Genomic DNA, 23,458 nt, shown 5'->3' on the forward strand with positions numbered 1-23,458 from the left:
GCGTTAGTTGCTCCCGGTTTGCTTTTCGAGATCGTCGGCCTGTTGCTGCAACATGCGTGTGACGGTGGCCACCAGATCGCTTTCCGCAATGGTGATCTGGGCCGGACGGCTCTCACGCCAGGTGACATTGTCGGTGATCTCGCCGGACAGGCGCTTGCCTTCGATCAGGTCCTTGATCTGGACTTCGCCTGCATCGCGCTCGTCAGATCCCTGAATGATCGCCAGCGGACAATCGCGGCGGTCGGCATACTTGAGCTGATTGCCGAATTTCTTCCAGTTGCCCTGATACATTTCGGCGCGGATGCCAGCGTCGCGCAGGTCCTGTGCCATTTTCTGATACCGACCAAGTGCTGCCTGATCGCCGTCCATGACGGTCACCAGAACCGGGGCGGTTACCTTGGTGGACGTGCCACCTAGTTTGCCGAGGTTCTTCAGCGCCGTCATCAGGCGTGACACACCAATGGAAAATCCGGTGGCCGGAACATCACGACCGGTAAACCGCTTGACCAGACCGTCATAACGCCCGCCGCCGCCGACAGAGCCAAACTGAACGATCTCGCCTTTTTCATTGGTGACATCAAACAGCAATTCGGCTTCATAGACCGGGCCTGTGTAATATTCGAGGCCACGCACGACGGACGGGTCAATTTTGACGCGGTTTGCGTCATACCCGCAACTCTCGAAGATCACAGCCATGGCATCGAGTTCCTGTTGGCCCTCGTTGTCGAGCTGTGCCGTACCTTCGACAAAGCCGATGATCTGGTCAACGGCGTCAGCTTCCAGACCAGCGCCCTTGGTGAAGTCGCCGCTGTCGTCCTTGCGGCCTTCGCCAAGCAGCAGGCGTACACCGTCGATGCCGAACTTGTCGAGTTTGTCGATGGCACGCAACACTGTCAGGCGGCGTTCGGCATGGTCATCGTCCCCCAGTCCGATGGTTTCAAGAACACCGTCCAGTACCTTGCGGTTGTTGACGCGAATAACATAGTCACCGCGTGGAATGCCAAGAGCTTCCATCGTGTCGGCCATCATCATGCACATTTCGGCGTCCGTCTGGACGCCTGGAGCCCCAACCGTGTCGGCATCAAACTGCATGAACTGGCGGAAGCGGCCCGGGCCGGGCTTTTCATTGCGGAACACCCAGCCGCTGCGATAGGTGCGGAAGGGAAGCTGGATTTCATTGATGTGTTCGGAAACGTGGCGGGCAAGCGGTGCGGTCAGGTCGTAGCGCAGGCTCATCCACTGTTCATCATCGTCTTGCACAGAGAACACACCAGCATTCGGCCGGTCTGTGTCTGGCAGGAATTTGCCCAGGCAATCGGTGTATTCAAAGGCGGGCGTTTCAATGGGGTCAAAGCCATAGCGCTCGTAGACACGGCGGATCTTGCCGATCATCTCATCAGTAGCGCGAATGTCATCAGCAGAGCGATCAACAAACCCACGGGGCAGGCGGGCTTTGAGTTTGTTTGGTTTTTTGGCCATCTGTGCAGTCCAGTCGCGGTGGGTTTCCGTTGCGGCGCTGCCGGTCGCAAGACGGCGCAGCCACAACCTTTTGTTCTGTTGGTTGTCCTAGACGAAACGTCAGGGCAGGGCAAGCGAGACGGTTGGGGAGAAGGCCGCGATGTGCGCCCTCTTTGCCTTGAAATACTGTAATCCTGTTCAGGCACGTTGGTTCCGGCAGATATGGGCGCATATGTTGCTTGACCGGCGGGTATGAAAAAGCAAGAACACCTGATCGGTGCGGTCGGTATGGGCCGTGCTCTCAAGTGTTTCTGCTGGTTATCATCGTCCGTGACGGCCTTGGTCTGTGGGGCGTCTTAACGTTATCAGGGTTTGTTGATGTCACGCCTGTCCAATTCAGAACAGTCTTCTTCTCTTGCCAAGGATGACTTGGGCGCTCTTCAGGCCGAGCCTGCACAGATGCGATCGCCTGAAGTCAGTATTGTGCTGCCGACATTCAATGAACGACTGAATATTCCTGTTGTCATTGCTCTGCTGCATACAGCGCTGGCGGGTGTCGACTGGGAAGTCATTGTTGTAGACGACAATTCACCGGATGGCACCACGCATGCCGCCCGAGAGATTGCGGCCGTTGATCCGCGCGTACGCGTCATCCGGCGAATTGGTCGCCGCGGGCTTTCGGGAGCCTGTATCGAAGGCATGTTGTCCAGTTCCGCTCGTTTCGTCGCGGTGATGGATGCGGACCTGCAACATGATGAGGCGTTGCTGCCGCGCATGTTGGAAATCCTGCGTGATGATGAAACAGACCTTGTGGTCGCCAGTCGCAAAGCTGAAGGCGGCACGGTTGGAGAGGGCTTGTCGGCCATGCGCAGTTGGGGCTCGAATATCGCCAATTCGCTGGCGCAAAGGCTCTTGAATGTGTCGCTCAGTGATCCGATGAGCGGCTTCTTCATGCTGCGTCGGGACCGTGCCGAAGAGATTGCGCCCAAATTGTCCGCGCAAGGTTTCAAGGTGTTGCTCGACATCGTGTCCAGCTACAAGGGAGCCTTGAAGGTCAAGGAACTGCCTTTCACGTTTCGGGAGCGTCAGCACGGCGAAAGCAAGCTTGATACACTGGTGACACTCGATTATTTCGGTCTGCTGCTGGCCAAATATTTTGGCGACAGGGTGTCTGTGCGTTTTCTGATGTTCGGCATTGTCGGGGCCAGTGGGCTGGTGGTGCATCTGATTGCCCTGAAGCTGTTTCTGGTTCTGGCCGGGTTCGGCTTCTCCATGGCGCAGACTTGCGCGTCTTTTGTGGCCATGACCTCGAATTTCTTTCTCAACAATCAGCTCACCTATCGTGATCGGCGGTTGCGCGGCATGAAGGTGGTGATCGGTCTTGTGACCTTCTATGTCGTGTGCAGCGTTGGCGTTCTGGCCAACGTCGGGGTCGCCAATCTGATTTACGACAATCAGAGCTACTGGTGGCTTGCCGGCGCGGGGGGGCCTTGATGGGCGCTGTCTGGAACTATGCCGCCAGCTCTGCCCTGACCTGGAAGAAGGGTTGAGGGGTCCGTGGTGCTGACCCAACGCGACGCGGAGAGGTCTTTCTGGCTGCAACCGCTTGGCCTGTCGTTGCTGGTGCTGGGCATGATGGCCTTGCGTCTTTGGGCCGGTGCGCAGGCACATTTCGTCGAAGATGAAGCCTATTACCGGCTATGGGCGCTTTATCCATCGTTGGGCTATTACGACCATCCGCCGATGATCGCCTGGTGGATCTGGCTTGGGCAAGCACTCTTTGGCGACACCACGCTGGGTGCGCGGGTGCTTGTCATCCTGTCGACCGCGCTGGACACGTTCTTCGTTTGGCAGATTGCGGCTCTGTTGTTTGATCGCACGGCGGCGGGCTGGGCGGCGCTGTTTTTCAACGCCACCTTGATGGTCGGCGTTGGCGGTTTGCTGGCAACGCCCGATCCGCCCTCGGTGTTCTTCTGGGTGGCAACATTTTGGGCCGTTGCGCATCTCATTACCAGCCGTCGGCCGATCTGGTGGCTGGCGGTCGGCTGTTTCGCTGGTCTTGGCCTCTTGTCGAAGTTCTCTTTGTTGTTCGTCGGCGTTGGGCTGGCGCTGTGGCTGTTCGGTTGTAAGGCGGGGCGCGTCTGGCTGAAAACCTGGCAGTTGTGGTGTGGGGGCGCGCTGGCCGTGGTGATCGCCCTGCCGGTTGTCTATTGGAATGCCCAGCATGGTTGGCTGACGTTCGACAAGCAATTCGGACGCATGGCCGATGGTCATCTGACCAGCAAGTATTTCTTTGATTATCTTGGCGCGCTGGTCGGCATGCTGAACCCGTTTCTGGTCGTCGCTATTGTGCTTGGAGTTGTTTATCTCGCACGGCGGATGCGGGCAGGGGATGCTGGTGCCAGCTTGCTGATCCTTTGCGTTGCGCCCTTCCTGTTTTATCTGAGTGTGCATGCGCTGCATGCCGGGTTCAAGCCAATTGGCCAGCGCCGGCGTTCTCGCTTATGGCGGTCATGGGCGGCGTTGCCATGTCGCGCTTTGGAGCTGAAAAGCCTTGGCTGCGGTGGCTGTCGTCGGCGGGCTGTTGCATCGGGCTTGGGGTGAGCGCTCTGGTCTTGATCCATGCCGTAACCCCTTTCACCGGGGCCTTGGGGCGCAAGGATCCAACGTTTCAGCTGCGTGGCTGGCCGGCGGTCAGCACGCAACTGCACAAGATTGTTGCTGCCCGCAGTGCCGATTACATCGCCACCTCCAATTATGGCATGACCAGTCAATTGGCCTTCCTGTTCAAGGCGGAGCATGTTCCCGTCATTCAATTGAACGAGCGTCAGCGTTATCTGATGGAGCCACCGGTGGATCGCTCATTGTTCGCAGGCACTGGATTATATGTCACGACCAACCGGCGCGACCATGTTCGGGATATTCGCAAGCTCTATGGATCGGTGACCGAAATTGCCGCTTTTCCGCGGTCGGTCAAAGGGGTGCCGCTTGAGACGATGCGCGTCTATCTTGTGTCTGACCCGCATGGGCTTCCGTTGGCGACCTGGTAAAAGCCGTCAGTTGTGAAGGTCGCCGCAGGGTGGCGCGCCGGCTTGCGACTGTTTCCGGGTTCATGCGTTGGGAAGACATCGGGTCAGATTACTGCGGGGGAGTGCATGAAAAGGATCATTCTGGGGGCGCTCGACTACGGGCTGGCGTTTGGCATTGATCGCACACTGCGCGAACTGATGTCACGGCAACGTTTGAGCGCCATCGGGTGTCTTGTGTGCACGGATTTGTGGCCGCGTGAAAGTGTTCCTCTGAAAGTATTGTGCGACAGCGACGAAACGCGCGGACAGTTTGGATTGACTCTTGCCCTGTCTGGCCCTCTGGGGCAGCCGCAAAGTGAGGCTCTGCGCAAGACCTTTGGCGATCACTTTCCCTCAGAGCGTTGGCTGAAGACGCGGTCCGCGCTGCGTCTGCTTCCCGAAGAGATACTGGTTGATGAGATCAAGGCGCAAGTCTCTGTGTTTCGGGAGACCTTGCAGCAAGAGCCCGCGTTTGTGGCCCTGCGGGGGGCGGGGTTGGCATCCCGGCGGCTCACTTCATTGGTGCTGCTTGGTCTGAAGAGGGCCAATCTCGGGTCTCAGGTTGGCATCGTTGCAAGCGATCTGCGCCCGCAAGACGTTCGGCGTCTGCGACGTCAGGTGCAGCGTGCCGGCCGTCGACTTTTGCCGGTCGCAAAATCAATTCCCAGAGCTGCTCGACGAGGCGGCCTTGAACGCCGCGCTTTATCACCACTTTGATATGCTGGAAGAGGAGACATTTGTCGTTTGCATGCCGGGGAGGATGGATGACAGGCTGAAGCGTGAAGAGTCTCGGGAGCAGGTGCACGCGCGCGAAACGCAGCGTTTGGTGCTGGAGAGCGATGCTTTCGCTGAGTTGCTGGTGCAGCGTGAGGTGTTTCTGTACTAGGCGTGGACTGTAAGTCGGCCGTTTCTGTTTGCGCAGGTTCTACAATTGCGCAAACAGAAACGGCCCCACCGCACGGATGGAGCCGTTTCGAGGAGGCAGAAAAACTTTCAAGAGCTTTTCAACTATAGATAATAAAGAGTTTGCGTAAGAAGTCATCGGCTATTTTCAGTCATTTTATTTTAAGGTTACTTTTCATTAGGAATAGTAAATAGATCATTGATAAAATCGACAGTAATCATTGTGCTTCACCACTTTTGGGCGTCTTGGTGACGCACGCCTGCAAATTGCATCTGTGTGATGTATCAAGGCCTTGTTGCTGGGCTAAGGTGATGGCGGTTATGAACAAGCCATTGCGATGACTCGCAACGCTTGGCGGCCGTAGGGGTTTGACAGGGGACGTGCGACGACCGAGAAGGCTTTGGTTTGACGCGCAGCCACGAAATATGGAGTTTGATGTGAGTGAGATTGCCAAGGGCGCCGAAGGTGCAATGGACGCTGGACAGGACGATGGCAACAGCCCGCGTGGGGAATTGACGCTTCGCACGTTGGCGATGCCGGGTGATACCAACCCGTCAGGGGATATCTTCGGCGGCTGGGTGATGTCGCAGATGGATATTGCTGGCTACATCGCTGCCTCGAAACGCGCCGAGGGTCGCGTCGTAACGGTTGCAGTCGACAAGATGAAGTTCATCCGTCCTGTGCATATCGGCGATGTTCTTTGTGTTTATGCGCGCATCGCTCGTGTCGGCACCAGCTCCATCCAGATTTCTCTGGAAGCGTGGGCGCTACGCAATCTCATCGAAGCCCGCGAAAAGGTCACGGAAGGCAGCTATACCATGGTGGCTGTCGATGAGCAGGGCAATCCACGTCCTGTGCGCCAGCTCAAGGGCTGACGTCGCGCGCCGGTCAAACTTCGGGTTGCCGAAATCTCAGTCCTGGTGACGGGACAGGATGTCGGCAACCAGTTGCTCGTCGATCACGTGCGGGCAACCGCTGGACCAGAAGGAGAGCAAAGAGTGCAGCCGCGTGACGCGTTCGCTGGATGACAGACGGCGCGCAGCCGGGCGAAATCCTCCCACGAGCCGCAGCGACGATATATGCGACATGACGCAGGTTTCCGCAGCCTCGATGAACTGACTGATGTCTTCGGCGGTGGACACATCCTGTGCCAAAGCGTGGCGTGAGGCAGCTTCAAGGCTGTCCTGTTGCCCAGCGAACGGGTGTCTCGACATTGTTTATCCTCCATCGGTTTCCCGAGGGGGTCTGGCGCATGAGTTAAGTGAAAACCGTTTGGTTGCCGGTCTCATCGTCTGAGATCGCGGCCACATCTTCGGCAGAACCACCTTGCCCGGTCGGCAGGTTGGCGAGGGCGCCAGCCCTTCTCTTGATGATGATGGCTTTATGCCATGCAAAGTCTGCTCTGGCAAGTAGGGGTAAACTGTGGCGATCGATTGACGCTTCAGGTGGTCTGACCAACCGGTTCGAAACGCATTTATGCGTCCTCACACCTAGGTGGCTTGTGGTGGCTTGCTGAAGGAGATGAATTGCTCGGCCGCGCGGCTGAGGTGGCGCTCCTTGTGGTGCAGCACCGAGAATGCCCGCGACGGGAGGTCGATATTGGCACGGACCAGCGTTCTTTCGGCCAAAAATGGTGCCACGACGATTTCCGACAAGGCGGTTGCGGAGCGGCCATGACGCACTGCCGACAGCACCGCTTCATTGGAGGGCAGCTCCAAAGCGACCACCATGTCTTCGGGCTCAAATCCAAAGCTTGCAAGCGCGCTTTCGAAGGCTGACCGCGTTCCGGACCCCGGCTCGCGCATAATCCAGCTTGTCTCCTTGATCAATGCCGCCGGGGGGACCGGTGCACCAGACGCAAAGGCATGCGCGGGGTCTGTAACAACCAGCAGGGCATCATCGACAAGGTGTTGTTTGTTGAGATGGGGGTCGTCCCATTCTCCCTCAATATAACCAATGTCTGCCGTGCCGTCTGCGACCGCCATGGCAACGCCCTTGGTATTAGAGATGGTGAGTGCCAACTCAATGCCCGGAAACTCCTGATGAAAGCGCACCAGCACACGCGGCAGCCAGTAACTGGCAATCGTCTGGCTGGCGTAGATCGACAGGGCACCACGTTGCAGGCCGCCTAATTCTCCCAGTACCCGTTCCGCACTTCTGGCGCGCGCAATCGTTGAGCGCGCCTCGCCCAGAAAGGTGCGCCCTGCATCTGTCAGGCTGATGCCACGTCCAACCCGGTGAAACAGCTCCACGCCGTAAAGATCTTCCAGTTTTCGAATGGCGGAACTGACAGCAGAGGGCGTCAAATTCAAAGCCTCCGCAGCGCGCGTGAGATGTTCACGCTCGGCAACGGCTATGAAAATGGAAAGCTGTTCGAAGGTCATCATAGGGTAATCGTTCGCTCTAAATGAACGAAACGTAAAATATTATTCGATAGAAGTCCACAATAGCGCATGTCACTTATTCTCTCGCACAATGAGAGTAATGAATCATGCGAAATCTTTCCCTGACGACCCCCTATATGCGCAGTCAGCAGGGGCTGACAAAACTTCTGCCTGGAGTGCTTTTATCTGCGGGGGTTTCCGTTGTCGCCTATGCCGGGGAAGCGCTGGAGCGGGAGATTTTCTCTGGCGCCGCACCGCTGGAAAATCTGGTGCTTGCCATTCTCCTTGGGGTGCTGGTGCGCTCTGCCTTTTACATTCCCGGACGGTTCGAACCCGGCATTCACTTTTCGGCGAAGATCCTGCTCGAGGTGGCAATTGTCCTTCTCGGGGGCTCGATCAGTGTTCATGCCCTTGAGGCGGCCGGATCTGGATTGGTGATCGGCATCGTCGGTGTGGTCGCCATGGCCATTTTGATCAGTTACGGCATTGGACGTGGTCTCGGATTGCACCACAAGCTTGCGGTTTTGGTGGCCTGCGGCAATTCGATTTGCGGAAACTCGGCGATTGCGGCTGCGGCTCCGGTTATCCGGGCCGAAGGAGAAGATGTGGCTGCTGCCATTGCTTTTACAGCGGTCCTTGGTGTCATCGTGGTACTTTTGCTGCCCCTTTGTCTGCCGTTGCTGTCTCTTACAGGGACTCAATACGGCATCTTGTCAGGCTTGACAGTCTATGCCGTTCCGCAGGTTCTGGCTGCCGCCCAACCCGGTGGTGTGATTGCGGTGCAGACTGGGACACTGGTGAAGCTGATAAGAGTCATGACGCTCGGCCCGATCCTGTTCGCGCTGGGCATTCTGACGGCTCGCACCGAAGACCGCGCAGCCGGGCATCGCATCTCGATCAAGCACATTGTGCCGTGGTTCATTGTCGGATTTGGGTTGATGATGGGCTTGAGATCGTTGAACGCTATTCCAGATGGCACCGTGACCGATATGAGCCATGTTTCAAGCATCTTGACGGTTGTCTCGATGGCAGCTCTGGGGTTGGGAGTTGACATCCGTAGTCTGTCTCATGCGAGTGGCAAGGTGGTTGCCACCGCAGCCCTGTCGATCCTGTGCCTCGCTGGTATCAGCCTCGGGTTGATTGCCCTGCTGTTCGGCTGATCCAACACGCTGTTGATTGTATAATGGCCGAGGAATTGTCGAGTGGTCTGCCGTCGCACAGGCCCGCTTTCAGGGGTCAATAGTGTGGGGGCTTGGTCGCCTCATGCCCGGGTGACATGGTATCAAACAGCTCTTCCATCTGGTCTGTCATGGCATTCAGCCGACTTGCCAGCCGGTCAATCTGCTTGCCCTGATCAATGATCACCTGGTTGAGGTCGTCGATGGTGCGGTTGGCATGAGCCAGATCGGTTTCAAGGCGTTCAAGACGTACGTCGTCACTCATGGAAAGACCTTTCTGTCGAGCAGCGTTACGCCTACTCAGTTCCGCTCAATCTGGCAAGTGTATGCGTGCGATGCGCTTGCCAAAAAAGGCAGCGGTCTTGTGTCGACCTTGAGATTAAAGGCGGCTTAAGCCTTGGAATTCCGGCACAATCACCTACGTCTGACGTGACAATCGGTTTGCGATACTGCTGGTATCTGGCGGACCGAGCCAAGTTTTTTCGAAAGGATACTTCATGAGCGATCTTAGCGGCTTCAAGATTACCGAGAAATGGCCAGCCGAACACCCGGATCGAATCCAGCTTTATTCGCTGCCGACCCCCAATGGCATCAAGATTTCTGCCATGCTGGAAGAGGCCGGTCTCGCTTATGAACCCCATAAGGTGGATTTTGGGGCGCAGGATCAGATGTCACCGGAATTTCTGTCGCTCAATCCCAACAACAAGATTCCGGCGATCATCGATCCGGCTGGCCCCGGAGGCAAGCCGCTGGGCATTTGGGAAACCGGTGCCATCCTGATCTATCTGGCGGAAAAGTCGGGTCAGTTCCTCTCGGATGATCCGGCTGTGCGATACGAGACCATTCAGTGGTTGATGTGGCAAATGGGCGGCTTTGGTCCAATCCCGGGTCAGCTTGGTTATTTTTACAAGTTTGCCGGCAAAGAGATTGAAGACAAGCGCCCGCTGGAGCGTTTCGTCAATGAGGTGAAGCGTCTGTTGGGTGTGCTGGATCAGCAGCTCGAAGGCCATGATTTCGTGGTTGGCGATGCTTACAGCATTGCCGATATGGCTATCTGGCCGTGGGTATATTGCATCATCAAGTTTTACGAAGCGCCTGACCTGGTCGAGCTGTCCAGCCGCAAGAACGTTATGCGTTGGTACGAAGCCTGTCTGGCGCGCCCGTCCAGCCAGAAGGCAATCAACATTCCTGCTCGGGATTGATCTGCAAATGAGCTTTTAGACGCTGGTGATAGAAAACCCGGTCCTTTGGGCCGGGTTTTTCGTGCCGTGGGTCAGCGCTTCTGCCGCAGCACCATGACGCCGCTTGCCACGATAATGGCGCTGCCGATCAGGGAGAAGACATCCGGGCGTTCGCCGAAAACGGCAACCCCGAGGATCAGAGCGAACAACAGTCGTGAATAGCGGAAGGGTGAGACCGCGGAAATGCGTCCGGTGCGCATGGCCAGTGTTAGGGCATTGTAGGCCAGTCCGCCGAAGATCATGGCGCAGGCAAGCGCAGCCCAGGTCAACGCATGTGGCCAAGGCCATGACGCCATCAGAAAAGGCCAGCAGCACAAGACCTGCAATTGTCAGCATGGTGAAGCCCAGCACGCCAATCTGTGAAGTGGACATGGACACAGGCGAGGCGCGTGTCGCCAGATCGCGCCCGGCAAAGCCGATTGTGCCGAGAACTGCAAAGATCGAGTTGGGCTGGAAACTGTCGAGCCCGGGCCGCAGGATGAACAAGATACCGACAAAGCCCGCTGAGATGGCCAGCCAGCGACGCAGCGAGACGGTTTCGGCAAAGAACAGAATAGCCCCAAGCGCTACAATCAGCGGTGTGGCTTGCAAAATAGCCGATGCACTGGACAGCGGCGTCAGCGCAATGGCGAGCGCATAAAACAGACGGCCGCTGATTTCGCAGACCGACCTGATGATCATGACATGCGACAGGATGGCTGGGTGCAAAGCCCGTTTTCCTGGCTGCGGGCAATCGCCGCGAAGGCAAGCGTGCCGACAAAGCCGTACATGGCGACTGCCTGACCGATCGGAATATCCTGCGAAGAGGCCTTCACCGCCATATCTTCCAGCGCAAAGGCGGCCATGGCGAGTGTCATGAACACGGCGCCACGGGCATCATCTGACAAGCGGGCGAGAAAAGCGACAGGCGAATACGATCCGGTTGGCAAGGCAGGGTCCAGGGTTATGAAGGTGGTGAAGGGCGCTCTTCAGGGAAAACGTACAACAGAAAAGCCGGACGCAGTGACCAGCGGCGCGATTGTATTGGGTTTCGCAGCCTTCGCATCTGTGGGTTTGTCACGGAGACAATTCTTGAGCGTACCCAGTTGAGATCCGGAGAGCGCGCGTTAAAAATCGAGAGAGAAGGGGTCGTCCGCCGGGGCTTGTGCCTTGCTGGCTGCATAGAAGGCCCGTCAGGCCCAGTCTTGCAGCGCTTCTGGATCATCCAGGACGTCTTCGGGAACGGTATAGTAGCTCTCGATGATCACGGTGCCGCTGCGTTTTGTGTAGGTGAAAGGTTGTGCCCCATGCTCCTGGAATCGGGGGCGGAAGGCATCATCGACTTTCATATACAAGGTGCCTTCGCTCACGAATGCGAATTGAACGCCGGACTTGCGCAGGGAAGCCCCGGAAAAATAGCGTTGCACTGAAACGGGAGCTAAGGGCTTCCAGTTGGTCGGCATATTCGAGGGCGATTTCTTTCTGGGCAGTCAAGGCTCATGATGAGGTCTTCTGTGTCGGGGAGGGGCACATCGCTTGCCCATTGCCGTGAAAAGGAAAAAAGGGTCAAGCCTTTGATCGATGTGATCAGGCTTTGTGCCAAAAGAAAAGGGCGGTCCGAAGACCGCCCTTTCCGTAAACTCGTTCAGCGTGGGCTGAAGGCTTCTTAGAAGCCCATGCCGCCCATGCCGCCCATACCGCCCATGTCGCCACCAGCAGGCATTGCCGGAGCGTCTTTCTTCGGCAGTTCTGCAACCATGGCTTCAGTGGTAATCAGCAGGCCGGCAACCGAAGCTGCGTCCTGAAGAGCCGTACGAACAACCTTGGTCGGGTCGATGATGCCAGCTTCGATCATGTTGACGAACTTTTCGTTCTGAGCGTCGAAGCCGAACGTTTCGTCGTCGTTTTCCAGGATCTTGCCAACAACGATGGAGCCTTCGACACCAGCGTTGCTTGCGATCTGACGGATCGGAGCTTCAAGAGCGCGCAGAACGATCTTGATACCAGCCTGAATGTCCGGGTTGTCGGATGCCAGACCTTCAACGGCCTTCTTGGCGCGAAGCAGAGCCGTACCACCACCGGGAACGATACCTTCTTCAACAGCAGCGCGTGTTGCGTTGAGGGCGTCGTCGATGCGGTCCTTCTTTTCCTTCACTTCGATTTCCGTAGCACCGCCAACGCGGATCACGGCAACACCGCCAGCGAGCTTGGCAAGACGTTCCTGCAGCTTTTCGCGGTCGTAATCGGAAGTGGTTTCTTCGATCTGAGCTTTGATCTGGGAAACGCGAGCTTCGATACCAGCCTTTTCGCCAGCCCCGTCAACGATCGTCGTGGTTTCCTTGGTGATGGAAACCTTGTCGGCTGTGCCGAGCATGTCGAGCGTGACGTTTTCGAGCTTGATGCCGAGGTCTTCGGAAACAACCGTACCGCCGGTCAGGATCGCGATGTCTTCCAGCATTGCCTTGCGGCGATCGCCGAAGCCTGGAGCCTTGACAGCAGCAATCTTCAGGCCGCCACGCAGCTTGTTGACGACGAGAGTTGCCAGAGCTTCGCCTTCAACGTCTTCTGCAATGATGAGCAGCGGACGCGAGGACTGAACAACGCTTTCCAGGATCGGCAGCATTGCCTGCAGGTTGGAAAGCTTCTTTTCGAAGAGAAGGATGTACGGCTTTTCGAGGTCCGTGGTCATCTTTTCTGCGTTGGTCACGAAGTAAGGCGACAGGTAGCCGCGGTCGAACTGCATGCCTTCAACGACTTCAAGTTCGGTTTCCAGCGACTTGGCTTCTTCAACCGTGATGACGCCTTCATTGCCAACCTTCTGCATAGCTTCGGCAATGTCCTTGCCGACCTGTGCATCACCGTTTGCAGAGATCGTGCCGACCTGTGCAACTTCTTCCGACGTGGTGATGTCCTTGGAAGCAGCCATCAGAGCCTTGACGGCTTCTGCAGCAGCAAGATCAACACCGCGCTTCAGATCCATCGGGTTCATGCCGGCAGCAACAGACTTTGCGCCTTCCTTGACGATGGCCTGAGCCAGAACGGTCGCGGTCGTCGTGCCGTCACCAGCGATGTCATTGGTCTTGGAAGCGACTTCCTTGACCATCTGTGCGCCCATGTTTTCGAACTTGTCTTCGAGTTCGATTTCCTTGGCAACAGAAACGCCGTCCTTGGTGATGCGCGGAGCGCCGAAGGACTTGTCGAGGATTACGTTACGGCCTTTCGGGCCGAGAGTAACTTTTACGGCGTTTGCAAGAATGTCCACACCGCGGATCATGCGGTCGCGGGCGTCAGAAGAGAATTTTACTTCCTTGGCAGCCATTTTTACGTCTCACTTGTTTTGAGAGTTTCGTGTCAAATCGACAAAGTTTGGGGGCGCGTGAAATTACGCAAGCACACCCATGATGTCGGACTCTTTCATGATCAGCAGGTCTTCGCCGTCGATCTTGACTTCAGTACCGGACCATTTGCCGAACAGAACGCGGTCACCGGCCTTGACTTCAAGCGGAACAACCTTGCCAGCGTCGTCGCGGGCGCCGTTGCCAACAGCAACGATTTCGCCTTCTTGCGGCTTTTCCTTGGCGGAGTCCGGAATGATGATGCCGCCAGCGGTCTTCTCTTCAGATTCTACGCGGCGAACAACGACACGGTCGTGCAGTGGACGAAATGTCATTTTGGCTCTTTCCTCTCATGTGGCACGCCCCCACTACAGGCAGCGTGCAGGCATGATAAAACTAATGCGAAAGATCGCAGATCCACGGAGGATCTACGGCAATTAGCACTCCCTCACGGCGAGTGCTAACAAGCGCCATTGATTTAGGATTGACCCGCAGTGTTGTCAACGGGCGAGAGATAAAAAATAGAATTTCAATGAGGCTTTTTAGTGTCTGGCTGGCTGCGCAACTGGGCGCACTTGACCTGAGACGCCAGACGTTGTGCCGTTAGGTCAGATTAGTCGGCAGCGGCGATGGTCAAAGGCAGATCGAGTTGTGCTGTCTTCTCGCTCAGGATATCGCGATAAATGAGGCGAAGGGTGTAATGTCCTTCGGGAAGCCCGGCGAAGCGAAAGCTGAGGGCATTCATCAACTCATGGCGCGGCGATTTGGTGGTTTCCGAAAAAGTGGCGAAATCATCCTGCTTGGCCAGGACCTGTCCGGACGTATTGAGCAGGCGATAGTCGACAGTCAACTTGTAGCTATAGGTGTCATCGATCACCTTCAGCGTATAGGCGACTGGCTCGACATAAATATACATCGGATCTTGCGGTGCAAAGCTTGCCGAGCTGCGCTTTTCATAGGCACCATAGCGCGTTGCCGGGTTTTCTACAAAAAAGGCTTTCGCAAATCCGAGAGGGGCCTTGCTCCAAGCATCGTCCAGCGCTTGTTGCGCTTGCGTCAGGGGAACCGAAATGCCAACGCTATCCGGCTCTTGTTGGGCCGCCGAGGCGGTTGCCGAGAAGCCCATCGTGGTGACTGCGAGCAGCACGCAAAAGAGATTTCGAAGTGTCATTTTTCAGCTCCCCAGCCGACATGGCCTTGAAAAGGCCGCACAAAACATGATGTCCGTATAGGATGCTCAGGTTTCCTGAGCAAGTAGAACTGTCACACAACAGTGTTTCGGTTGAGTTTACCGTAAACACTGTTGTTTTTGCGGAGGGGAAAGGAAGATGCGGAGCGCAGCTTACGCGCCGCGTTCCTGCCAGGACTGACGCTTGCGATAAATTGTCGACGGGCTGATTTCCAGTGCCGCCGCCGCCATGGCGATGTTGCCGTCAAAGGCCGTGAGTGCGTCCTCAATGATGCGGCGTTCCTGCGCCCACAGGGGCTCGATGGACGAAAACGGGCGGATATTGGTTTGGGTCCGGGCGCGCTCGCGGGAGATGTCGACAATCGCCGGATTGCGGGCCGATGAATCGCGGATCATCAACGGCAGCATGTGCAAGGTGACGAACTGGCCTTCATTCATCACGACGATCTGCCGGATGGTGTTTTCCAGTTGACGTACATTGCCCGGCCATGTGTAGGCCAGTAGAGAAAGCTCTGCGTCGGCATCGAAGCCTTTGAAATTACGGCGCTCTTCTTGAGAAAAGCGGCTCAGGAATTCTTGTGCCAGCGGAACGATGTCATCGCGTCTGTCGCGCAAGGGGGAGATGGATCGGCAGCACGTGCAGCCGATAGAAAAGATCTTCGCGGAAACGGCCCGACGCGATTTCCGCCATTGGATCACGGTTGGTGGCGCAGATAATGCGCACATCAATATGCCGATCCGTCGTGTCGCCAAGCCTTTGAAACGAGCCGGTCTGCAGGAAGCGTAAGAGCTTGGCTTGCAGAGGCATTTCGATCTCGGCAATTTCGTCGAGAAAGAGTGTGCCGCCTTCGGCTCTTTCGGCAGCGCCTGGCTGGCCATCGAGCCCGGCGCTAAAACCGTTGCCGTTCTGGCCGAAAATCTCGCCTTCAATCATTTCCTGCGGGATCGCTGCGCAATTGAGCGTCACGAAAGGTCTGGACTTGCGTTCAGACGCCATGTGGACAGCCTGAGCGCAGAGTTCCTTGCCAGTGCCGGATTCTCCGAGAATGAAAACCGGAGCGGTAGAGGGGGCAATGCGCTTGATCTGGCCAAAGATGTTTTGCATGGCATCGGAGGCGCCGATAAGACCGGCGTAGCCGGCCAGGGCGCCGGGCGCATGGATTGGCTCGTGGCTGGCGGCGACGATAGGGTCGGCCTTGGCGGATTGCGACACGTCGGAGGTCATCTGTCGCTGCTTGCGTGCCATGAAGGGCTTGCGCTGTTCCAGCTGGAACGAAATCTTCGAGCTGAGGGCGTCGAGTGAAAAAGGCTTTGCCAGAAAGTCATGAGCCCCGGAGCGCATGGCGCTGACGGCACGGGATACGGACCCAATGGCGGAGATGGCGATGATAACGCTGGACGGGCAGCGAACGGCGAACGGCTCAAGGCCTGTGTCCCCGCCGATGGCCTCCAGATCAAGGATCAAAATGTCGGTATTGTTGCGCTCTAGCGCGTCAAGGCAGGCGTCAGACGTGTCATAAATTATCGGTTCATCACAATCGACAGGCAACTTTGCAGTGACTGCGGCCGTGCGCACGGCTTCTGCCTGCGACGAGTCGAGAATTCTAACTGTAACGGATTCATCACGATCCTGATCACTCCCCATTGATGGGTGCCCCCGTGTCATATGATTTAAAAATTTCCTTTAAAGATCTGATGCATGGACCAATGTGATCATTCCCTGATTACGGTAAACAAAGGGTTGTCACGGGGCAGAATGGTGAACTTTCATAATTCTGGCAAGAATTTGTTAACCATAAGTTACTGGCTTTGATGGCGGCAATTCGCCCTTCGGTGCGGGCGGGAAATATATGAAAATGACGGAAATCCGGCGGAAAAAACCCCCTGTTAAAGGTGCCTAGCCGCTTCTTGGCGCATCATCCTGTAAGCGTTTTTTCTGGGGGTAGTGACTGTCAAAAATGACAGTTGTTAATATCTGCGGGTAAAATGTGGACGCCCTGCCTGCTCTTGCGGTGTCTCTGATTGTTGATCAGCGTGTTTGACGGTGTTGCCGCAGAGGGATCCGGCATGGTTGCGTTCAACGGCGCGTGGTTGCATCGCGTCCTGCCTGTCCGAGATTTTTGGCCGGGATATGTAAGCACTTGACCGTGTTTTTCTCATGGCTTTTCGGTATGGTGAATCAAATGTATTCTTTGTGCTGTTCATAGATGTCTGCCAGGCGCTCCGGTGTCATATCCGGGGACAAGCTCCCTTAAACTCGACGTTAGGGGAGGAGGGAGTCGGAACAGGTCAATTATTAAGGCATTATTAATGCCAAGTTGTGATTCGAGTTGAGAGCTTAAGTTTGCCATGGGGCGCACCGCGACCATTTTCATCATGATCTGCATGGCCGTCATTGCGGGCTCGGCGGGTGTCGTTCTGGTGTATCAGTTCGGGCGGCCTGTTGGTGAAGCGATCTCCATGTCGCTCGCGCTCATGTGTACCTGGTCGTCTGCCATATCATGATCAACAAGTCCCGCGAACGCGGTGATGTCAGCGAGGCGGTGGAGCGTCTGGAAGACCGGATTGCTGATCTGGATGACGACATGGAAAATCTCGATGGCCGCCTCAATGGCGTTGAAGGCAATGTGTCGCGTCGCATTCGCGAGGAAATCGACCCGCTGTTTGCCGAGGTCGAGGTGTTCGGCACGCTGGTCAAACAGATGGCCGAGGCCATGTCTGAAATTGAGGGGCGTGTAGATGATCAGGACAGTCTGATTTCGGATGTCCAACAAAATGTCGCAGCCCTGCCCCCGCGTGTCGAGGTGCCGCAAGTCGGCTATACCCAGTCGCCGCATCAGCCGGCTTCCACAGCCTCCCTGCAAGGGTCTGCAAGAGTAGAATTGCAGCGGGAGGAAACTCGTCGGCATAGCACCCAGACCACGCATCGGCAGGAACACTACGTGACCCGTGACGGTCCGCCTGCCGTGGCGAACGCGAATGCGGATGCGAACGCGCCGGATCTGGCGATGCGGGAAGTCATTCGCTCCGCGCTCAATGCCAACCGGGCCGATCTGTTCTTGCAGCCCATTGTCACTCTGCCTCAGCGCTAAGGTGAAGTTCTACGAAGCTTATACGCGGTTGCGTGATGCCCGCGGTGAATCCATTTCCGCAGAAGTGTTTCTGCCGGAAGCGGTGCGCAGTGGCTTTATCGCCCGCATCGATAATCTTCTGCTGTTTCGCGCCATTCAGGTGGCCAAGCGGCTGACGTCGCGCAACCGCAACACGGCTCTGTTTTGCAACATCTCGTCATTGACGCTGGTTGATGAGACCTTCTTTCCCGGCTTCCTCGAGTTCATCACCAACAACAGGTCGATGGCCGACATCATCGTCTTTGAATTCCGGCAGGACGATGTGGCGCAAATGAGCGTTGTCGAGATGGAAAGTCTCAATGCCCTGCGCGATTTGGGCTTCTCGTTCTCTATAGATGGCATTTCCGATATGCGGATGGATTTCCGCGCCTGGGCGCAGCGCGGCTTCAAGTATGCCAAGCTGCACGCGGATTATCTGATTGGTCGTCGCAGCACACTGCATGGCCATATTCATCCGGCTGACTTTGGCGATCTGTTGCATCGCTATGGCATGACCCTGATCACCGATCATGTCGAAACGGAATCTCAGGTGGTCGAATTGCTGGATTTTGAAGTTTCACTGGCACAGGGCAATCTGTTTTCACAGCCACGTCCGGTTCGCGCCGAGATCCTTCAGGGCGCGCCCGCGCCTTCAACAAACAAGCGTGCTGCCAGCTAAAGACGTCTCTTCAGACAATCGAAAGTGAACGCGTTGCTGCTCTTTGCCCTCTCTTGCAGAGAAGGGCAAAGAGCAGCAACGCGTCTGGGTCCGCCACAGCCTTATCCGCCATAGCCACCAAACGTCACTTCGGTCTCGGCATGAAGGTGCGTGCTATTCCTGGGTAACGGTATGCACAGGTGCAATCGTTAGATAATCCATCACTGAAAAGGCCGGCCCCGCTTCCGTGGGACCGGCCTTTTTGTGTTTGAGTGAGATATATATCCCGGCTGTCGGGGATACTCAGTTTGCGCGATGCGCGCGTCGCCCGTTATTGAGCGTCGAGGCTTTTGCCTTCAACATCAGGCCCAACGATGGACACGTCAGGAGCTTTGTCTTTGAGCAGACGTTTGGCCACTTTCTTCACATCTTCCAGCGTGACGGCATTGATAATGTCGTTGCGCTTTTCAATGTAGTCCTTGCTCAGGCCTGCGTCCTGAATGGCGACGAGCTGTTGCGAGATCTTGCCGGACGTATCGAAGCGCAAGGCGTAGGAGCCGGTGATGTATTTCTTGGCATCGTCCAACTCGGTCTGCGTCGGTCCTTTGTCTGCCATCCGTTTGATCTGCTCGCGGATGACCTTCGAGGTCTCGTCAACTTTTCCCGGTCGCGTGGCCGCACTGCCGAGCAGAAGACCGCCGTGCTCATACGGGTTCACGCTGGTGTAGGCCCCATAGGTCAGCCCACGCTTTTCACGTACTTCCTCGTAAAGCCATGAGCTGAAGGTGCTGCCGCCCAGAATGTGGTTCATCACATAAGCTGCCTGATAGCCCGGATCATGATAGGTCAGGCCGGGCAGGCCAAAGACGATTTTTGCTTGCGGGATCTTCATGTTGGTGAGGACGGTCTTGCCAACCTGTAGGCTTGATCTCCGGTACGGATTTCAAATCACCAGTCTTGGGCAGTTTGCCGAAAACCTTGTCCAGCATCGGAGCCAGCGCCTTGGCATCAATATCGCCAACCACACCAATATGCAGGCCTGTGGTCGTCAGCAGCTTCTGCTTCTGAGACACCAGATCGTCATGGGTGATTGTCTTCAGGCTGGCTTCCGTCCCGTCCGTTGGTGACGTATAGGGGTGGTCGCCCAACATGGCTTTCAGCAGCTTGCGCGAAGCGATGGTATCAGGATCTTCATTGCTCTGGCGAATGCCTGCAGTCAGATCTGCTTTCATGCGGTCGATGGGGTCCTGATCAAACCGTGGCTTGGTCAACGACAGGCCCAACAGGTTGAAAGCAGTCTCCTTGTCGCGGGTCAGTGTCTTGAGGGAGCCGTAGAAGTGGTCCTTGCCGGTGTCATAGCCAAGGCTGATGGCGTTGCTTTCCAGCTTCGCCTGAAAGGCCTGTGACTTCATGTCGCCAGCACCTTCGTCCAGCGTGGCGGCAAGAAGACGGGTCAGTCCGGCTTTGCCGTCCGGGTCCTGTGTTGAGCCGCCCTCGAACGAGAAATTCATCGAGATCATCGGAATTGTGTGATCTTCGACAAGCCACGCGGTAATGCCGCCGGGGCTGGTGACCTTTTGCACGGTCATGGCCCAGGCTGGTGTGGTGGTCAGGGTTGCGACAAGGGCAAGCGTTGCCGTTGCGACGCGCGGCGCGCTCATCAGGAAATGTTTCATGGAATGCAGCATGATTACGACTTGTCCTTTGCACCGGTTGGCTTCGAGGTCTTGTCGGGGGCAGGGGCGCGTTTCAAAAGCCCGACCACCGGCGAACCGGCGAGATATGCGCGGGCGGCCTTCTGAATGTCCTGTGGTGTGACCGCATCAATGCGTGCTGGCTAAGGTCTGAACTTGTCTCATGGTCTGGCCGGTCGCCAAAGCGCTGCCAAAGAGGCGGGCCAGAGACTGCTGGCTGTCCTGACTGTAGATGGCACTGGCGGTGAAGCTGTGCTTCGCCTTGTCCAGTTCTTGTTGAGTGACGCCATCTGTCAGGATCTTGTGTAACTGGGTCTTCAACTGACTTTGCATTTCACCCAGCGTGTGGTTGTCACGCGGGGCGGCATAAACCGTAAAGGTGCCCTGATCCAGTGCGGTGCTCTGGTAGTAACTGCCTGCATCCAATGCGCTGCGATCGCTCAGCACCATGCTCTTGTGCAGGCGGCTGGTCGGTCCATTGCCAAGGATATAGGACAACAGGTCCAGTGCTTCCGGCGTGTTGCCCTTGCCTGTGTGATCACTGGGTACAACCCAGGTCATGGTAACACTTTCCTGCTTTACGCGGGGATCGCTGAGAGATACCTGACGCTGGCCCGGCAGCTTTGGTTCTTCCGGACGCACGCGCGGCGACAGATGAGACCGGTCCTTGACCTTGCCATAGGTTTCCTCCGCGAGTTTCAGCACCTTTGCCGGGGTCACGTCCCCTGCAACAACGACAATGGCGTTGTTGGGTGTGTAGTAATGCCGGTAGAACGCCAGAATATCGTGTCGTGTCAGGCCTTCGACCTCTTTGGTCCAGCCGATGGTCGGGGTGCCATAAGGATGGTTGACGAAGGTCACGGCGTTGAGCGTCTCGCGCAAGCGGGAGGCCGGGTCGGTTTCAACGCGCATTCGGCGTTCTTCCAGCACCACTTGGCGTTCCGGATTGATGACCTTGTCGGTCAGCACCAGGTGCGTCATACGGTCTGCTTCAAGCTGCATCATCAGCTTCAGGTGCTGCTTGGCAACGCGCTGGAAAAATGCGGTGTAATCGTTGGTCGTGAAAGCATTTTCCTTGGCCACCCAAATCGGCAACGATCTTGGAGAATTGTCCATCCGGATGCTTTTTGGTGCCCTTGAACATCAGATGCTCAAGGAAATGCGCCAAACCGGACTTGCCTTGGACCTCATCGGCTGCCCCGACCTTGTACCAGACCATGTGGGTCACAACCGGTGCGCGATGATCCGGGATCACAACCAGTTCAAGGCCATTCTTGAGAACGTAATGCTTGGCATGGGGACCGATCAATGGTGCCTTGGCGGTCGCTTTAGCCTCCGTCTTTTCGGAGGGTACTGCACTGGCAGCGGCCTCGTCTGCCTTGATCGGCGACGCTTTGGGTGTCGGGGCTTTTTCAGCGCTCGACTTTGGCTTCGGGATTTTTGATTCTGCGGCTTTTTCCGCCTTAGGCTCCGGTGTCTTCGCAGCAGGGGCAGTGGTTTCCTCTGGCGCTGCGTCTGTTGCCGGAACGGTGGCTGTGTCCTTGGTCGTTTGCGGCGACGTTGTCGCGGCAAGGCTGAGGCCAGGATGCGCGAAGGTAAGGCTTGTGAATACGAGAGCGGAGGTCAGTCGCAGTCCGCGCCTTCTTCGGCGCATGGACTGATCGCTGGGTGTGTCGAGGGGCACTACGGTCTCCATGTCGGTGTTCGGGATGGCAGCGCGTCCGAACCGGCAACGCTGGCCATTCTCTATGGTGGTCCTCAAGATATAAGGCCCTCCTGTTATCCTCTCCAGACGCATCACGGGATTTTGGGTTTTTTGAGACCGGGAGCTTAAAAAAGAAAAGCCCGCCACAAGGGCAGGCTTTTCCAGTACATGATCGCGGAAAGGCGATGAGAATTTACTGATTGCCGCGGTGGCAGTCGCCGCCGCTGTTTTCCAGGCACTTCATATCGAGAGGCTTGTCGTAAACGCCCTTCGTATCCTTGTGCTTGGCATCCTGAACCGTGGTCGGCATCGGTGCATCGGGCGAAGGCTGGCTATAATCAGATGGCGGCTGCGTCAGGTATTTGCGTTGCAGTCCGTCCGCCTGTGCCCCTTTGACACTCTTCTGGTCCAGAGCCTTTGCGTCGCCGTTCTGAGCGCGCATTTCGGCAGAGGTCATAAGGCTGCCTGAGGAAATGTCCTGCTGGCGCTGTTCGACCGCCGGGTTGCGTTTGGCCGCACTGCGAATGTTGACGCCGCGCATCTGTTCTGGGGTCAAAGGCTTGTCATGCTTGCGGGCTGTACCGGCATAAAGCTGTTTGACGCGTTCCAGATCCCGGTTCTGTGCTTTTTTCGGCCAGTTCGACTTGTCATCTTCTGCGACCCGTGTTTCGGGCGCAGGCAGATTGGACGTGTTGGCAGGCATGGCAAGCGGTGCGCGTGGCTTGTACTCAATCGGCTTTTGATGCGGATCCACCGCACCAAGGCCAGACATGATGCTGTCTACCAGCGCAACATCGGGAGCCTGCTTAGTGCCATCGGCGGCCTGACAGCCGGCCAGCGATGCTACGGCAGCCGCGCCAAAAGCTAGCCCTGCAAATTTTTTCAAGACCGTCCGCAACAAATCGGATCCCCCTGTTCGTGTCGATTGAACGTCCATTCCACGAAGCTTTCAACAGTGTGCAGTCTGTCGGTCAGTCGCAAAAGACTTTTCCATCACGCATGACGCGCTCTAGTTGTGCTTTGCGGCTTTGTTACGACCACTTTGAATTCCGTCATACAGCAGACCGATCACTCCGGCAACGATGGCCACGTCCGCCAAGTTGAAGACGTACCACGAAAAATCGCCCATGTGGAAATGAACAAAGTCCACCACGGCCCCATAAGCGACACGATCTATGCCATTGCCAATCGCGCCACCGATCAGCAGCGCCATGGCGATGGCCAGAAAGCGACTATGGACACGGGCCGACCAGATCCACAGCACAATAGCGGCAACAAGCGTGACGAGCGCCAGAAGCCAGCGCCCTTCGCCGGAGTTTTGCTGGAAGAGACCATACGAGATGCCACGATTCCATACCAGCACGAGATCAAGCGCCGGCAGCAGGTGGACCGGGCCGCGCAATGCGAGGTCCAGTCCATGCAGAACCCAAAGCTTGCTGGCCTGATCGAGGATCACCCCAATCACGGCCAGGCTCAAAACCAGACGGCTGTGTTTTCCCCAAAGCCAGGTCAAAGGGCTTGAGGCATCCGAGGTCGCTTTGGTCATATCGGTCAT

General features: G+C 56.7%; 28 protein-coding genes, 1 pseudogene and 1 riboswitch. Of the genes and pseudogenes, 11 read left to right on the forward strand and 18 right to left on the reverse strand.

The window, feature by feature from the left end:
- Positions 1-3: 3 nt before the first annotated feature.
- The gene (gene hisS / locus AC0L7U_RS14935) at positions 4-1,479 is read right to left on the reverse strand and encodes a histidine--tRNA ligase (RefSeq protein WP_473691767.1); all 1,476 of its coding nucleotides are present in this window, start codon (positions 1,477-1,479) and stop codon (positions 4-6) included.
- 438 nt (positions 1,480-1,917) lie between these two features.
- Between hisS and AC0L7U_RS14940 the strand changes: the two are divergent.
- From AC0L7U_RS14940 to AC0L7U_RS14965, 6 genes and pseudogenes are all read left to right on the forward strand, one after another.
- A pseudogene (locus AC0L7U_RS14940) lies at positions 1,918-3,008 on the forward strand (glycosyltransferase family 2 protein).
- A gap of 7 nt (positions 3,009-3,015) precedes the next feature.
- On the forward strand, positions 3,016-4,062 hold the full coding sequence (locus AC0L7U_RS14945) for a glycosyltransferase family 39 protein (protein WP_473691769.1): 1,047 nt from the start codon (positions 3,016-3,018) through the stop codon (positions 4,060-4,062).
- The gene (locus AC0L7U_RS14950; protein ID WP_473691770.1) at positions 4,059-4,508 is read left to right on the forward strand and encodes a hypothetical protein; all 450 of its coding nucleotides are present in this window, start codon (positions 4,059-4,061) and stop codon (positions 4,506-4,508) included. The genes AC0L7U_RS14945 and AC0L7U_RS14950 overlap by 4 nt, the downstream gene beginning before the upstream one ends.
- 105 nt (positions 4,509-4,613) lie before the next feature.
- Positions 4,614-5,243: a ChbG/HpnK family deacetylase gene (locus AC0L7U_RS14955; protein ID WP_473691772.1), complete on the forward strand. Its 630-nt coding sequence runs from the start codon at positions 4,614-4,616 to the stop codon at positions 5,241-5,243.
- Positions 5,215-5,412, forward strand: a complete 198-nt coding sequence (locus AC0L7U_RS14960; protein WP_473691774.1) for a hypothetical protein — start codon at positions 5,215-5,217, stop codon at positions 5,410-5,412. Before AC0L7U_RS14955 ends, AC0L7U_RS14960 begins: the two co-directional genes overlap by 29 nt.
- Positions 5,413-5,900: 488 nt before the next feature.
- A complete protein-coding gene (locus tag AC0L7U_RS14965; RefSeq protein ID WP_473695848.1) occupies positions 5,901-6,305 on the forward strand; it encodes an acyl-CoA thioesterase in 405 nt (134 codons plus the stop codon).
- Between the two features lie 36 nt (positions 6,306-6,341).
- Here AC0L7U_RS14965 and AC0L7U_RS14970 read toward each other — a convergent pair whose 3' ends face one another.
- Both AC0L7U_RS14970 and AC0L7U_RS14975 read right to left on the reverse strand, forming a co-directional pair.
- Entirely contained in the window at positions 6,342-6,644 is a 303-nt protein-coding gene (locus AC0L7U_RS14970; protein ID WP_473691776.1) for a hypothetical protein, read from the reverse strand.
- Between the two features lie 48 nt (positions 6,645-6,692).
- Positions 6,693-6,808: riboswitch (SAM-I-IV-variant riboswitch) on the reverse strand.
- Between the two features lie 112 nt (positions 6,809-6,920).
- A complete protein-coding gene (locus AC0L7U_RS14975; protein WP_473695850.1) occupies positions 6,921-7,814 on the reverse strand; it encodes a LysR family transcriptional regulator in 894 nt (297 codons plus the stop codon).
- 107 nt (positions 7,815-7,921) lie between these two features.
- Between AC0L7U_RS14975 and AC0L7U_RS14980 the strand changes: the two genes are divergently transcribed.
- Positions 7,922-8,974: a YeiH family protein gene (locus AC0L7U_RS14980; protein WP_473691778.1), complete on the forward strand. Its 1,053-nt coding sequence runs from the start codon at positions 7,922-7,924 to the stop codon at positions 8,972-8,974.
- A 76-nt stretch (positions 8,975-9,050) separates the two neighbouring features.
- Here AC0L7U_RS14980 and AC0L7U_RS14985 read toward each other — a convergent pair whose 3' ends face one another.
- Positions 9,051-9,257: a SlyX family protein gene (locus AC0L7U_RS14985; protein ID WP_473691780.1), complete on the reverse strand. Its 207-nt coding sequence runs from the start codon at positions 9,255-9,257 to the stop codon at positions 9,051-9,053.
- 232 nt (positions 9,258-9,489) lie between these two features.
- Between AC0L7U_RS14985 and AC0L7U_RS14990 the strand changes: the two genes are divergently transcribed.
- On the forward strand, positions 9,490-10,194 hold the full coding sequence (locus AC0L7U_RS14990) for a glutathione binding-like protein (RefSeq protein ID WP_473691781.1): 705 nt from the start codon (positions 9,490-9,492) through the stop codon (positions 10,192-10,194).
- 15 nt (positions 10,195-10,209) lie between these two features.
- Here AC0L7U_RS14990 and AC0L7U_RS14995 read toward each other — a convergent pair whose 3' ends face one another.
- From AC0L7U_RS14995 to AC0L7U_RS15030, 8 genes are all read right to left on the reverse strand, one after another.
- On the reverse strand, positions 10,210-10,941 hold the full coding sequence (locus AC0L7U_RS14995; RefSeq protein ID WP_473691783.1) for a DMT family transporter: 732 nt from the start codon (positions 10,939-10,941) through the stop codon (positions 10,210-10,212).
- A complete protein-coding gene (locus AC0L7U_RS15000) occupies positions 10,911-11,162 on the reverse strand; it encodes a hypothetical protein (protein WP_473691785.1) in 252 nt (83 codons plus the stop codon). The genes AC0L7U_RS14995 and AC0L7U_RS15000 overlap by 31 nt, the downstream gene beginning before the upstream one ends.
- 243 nt (positions 11,163-11,405) lie before the next feature.
- Entirely contained in the window at positions 11,406-11,675 is a 270-nt protein-coding gene (locus AC0L7U_RS15005; RefSeq protein WP_473691786.1) for a TfoX/Sxy family protein, read from the reverse strand.
- Positions 11,676-11,878: 203 nt separating this feature from the next.
- A complete protein-coding gene (groL, locus tag AC0L7U_RS15010) occupies positions 11,879-13,531 on the reverse strand; it encodes a chaperonin GroEL (protein WP_473691787.1) in 1,653 nt (550 codons plus the stop codon).
- 63 nt (positions 13,532-13,594) lie between these two features.
- On the reverse strand, positions 13,595-13,882 hold the full coding sequence (gene groES / locus AC0L7U_RS15015; RefSeq protein ID WP_473691788.1) for a co-chaperone GroES: 288 nt from the start codon (positions 13,880-13,882) through the stop codon (positions 13,595-13,597).
- Positions 13,883-14,160: 278 nt separating this feature from the next.
- Positions 14,161-14,718 carry a hypothetical protein gene (locus AC0L7U_RS15020; protein WP_473691789.1) on the reverse strand — a complete coding sequence of 186 codons (558 nt, stop codon included), beginning with the start codon at positions 14,716-14,718 and terminating at the stop codon, positions 14,161-14,163.
- A gap of 171 nt (positions 14,719-14,889) precedes the next feature.
- On the reverse strand, positions 14,890-15,351 hold the full coding sequence (locus tag AC0L7U_RS15025) for an AAA-type ATPase lid domain-containing protein (RefSeq protein WP_473691790.1): 462 nt from the start codon (positions 15,349-15,351) through the stop codon (positions 14,890-14,892).
- Positions 15,332-16,402, reverse strand: coding sequence for a sigma-54-dependent transcriptional regulator (locus AC0L7U_RS15030; protein WP_473691791.1), 1,071 nt, complete (start codon positions 16,400-16,402; stop codon positions 15,332-15,334). Before AC0L7U_RS15030 ends, AC0L7U_RS15025 begins: the two co-directional genes overlap by 20 nt.
- A 683-nt stretch (positions 16,403-17,085) precedes the next feature.
- On the opposite strand from AC0L7U_RS15030, the gene AC0L7U_RS15035 reads away from it, so the two are divergent.
- Genes AC0L7U_RS15035 through AC0L7U_RS15045 form a run of 3 tightly spaced genes read left to right on the forward strand, consistent with a single transcriptional unit; the run spans position 17,086 to position 18,525 of the window.
- A complete protein-coding gene (locus AC0L7U_RS15035) occupies positions 17,086-17,241 on the forward strand; it encodes a hypothetical protein (protein WP_473691792.1) in 156 nt (51 codons plus the stop codon).
- Positions 17,238-17,828 carry a hypothetical protein gene (locus tag AC0L7U_RS15040; RefSeq protein ID WP_473691793.1) on the forward strand — a complete coding sequence of 197 codons (591 nt, stop codon included), beginning with the start codon at positions 17,238-17,240 and terminating at the stop codon, positions 17,826-17,828. The genes AC0L7U_RS15035 and AC0L7U_RS15040 overlap by 4 nt, the downstream gene beginning before the upstream one ends.
- Position 17,829: 1 nt before the next feature.
- Positions 17,830-18,525 carry an EAL domain-containing protein gene (locus tag AC0L7U_RS15045; RefSeq protein ID WP_473691794.1) on the forward strand — a complete coding sequence of 232 codons (696 nt, stop codon included), beginning with the start codon at positions 17,830-17,832 and terminating at the stop codon, positions 18,523-18,525.
- 310 nt (positions 18,526-18,835) lie between these two features.
- On the opposite strand, the gene AC0L7U_RS15050 is transcribed toward AC0L7U_RS15045, so the two are convergent.
- The 6 genes from AC0L7U_RS15050 to lspA form a co-directional block, all read right to left on the reverse strand.
- Positions 18,836-19,396 carry a M16 family metallopeptidase gene (locus AC0L7U_RS15050; protein ID WP_473691795.1) on the reverse strand — a complete coding sequence of 187 codons (561 nt, stop codon included), beginning with the start codon at positions 19,394-19,396 and terminating at the stop codon, positions 18,836-18,838.
- Positions 19,341-20,192, reverse strand: a complete 852-nt coding sequence (locus tag AC0L7U_RS15055) for a M16 family metallopeptidase (RefSeq protein ID WP_473691796.1) — start codon at positions 20,190-20,192, stop codon at positions 19,341-19,343. The genes AC0L7U_RS15050 and AC0L7U_RS15055 overlap by 56 nt, the downstream gene beginning before the upstream one ends.
- 135 nt (positions 20,193-20,327) lie before the next feature.
- A complete protein-coding gene (locus AC0L7U_RS15060) occupies positions 20,328-21,281 on the reverse strand; it encodes a M16 family metallopeptidase (protein ID WP_473691797.1) in 954 nt (317 codons plus the stop codon).
- Complete coding sequence (locus AC0L7U_RS15065; RefSeq protein ID WP_473691798.1) at positions 21,190-21,960, reverse strand: M16 family metallopeptidase; 771 nt, start codon at positions 21,958-21,960, stop codon at positions 21,190-21,192. Before AC0L7U_RS15065 ends, AC0L7U_RS15060 begins: the two co-directional genes overlap by 92 nt.
- Positions 21,961-22,096: 136 nt before the next feature.
- The gene (locus tag AC0L7U_RS15070; RefSeq protein ID WP_473691799.1) at positions 22,097-22,789 is read right to left on the reverse strand and encodes a hypothetical protein; all 693 of its coding nucleotides are present in this window, start codon (positions 22,787-22,789) and stop codon (positions 22,097-22,099) included.
- A gap of 123 nt (positions 22,790-22,912) precedes the next feature.
- Positions 22,913-23,449, reverse strand: a complete 537-nt coding sequence (gene lspA, locus AC0L7U_RS15075; RefSeq protein ID WP_473695852.1) for a signal peptidase II — start codon at positions 23,447-23,449, stop codon at positions 22,913-22,915.
- Positions 23,450-23,458: the final 9 nt, after the last annotated feature.

The organism is Roseibium sp. 10G30-5 (genome assembly GCF_055809635.1).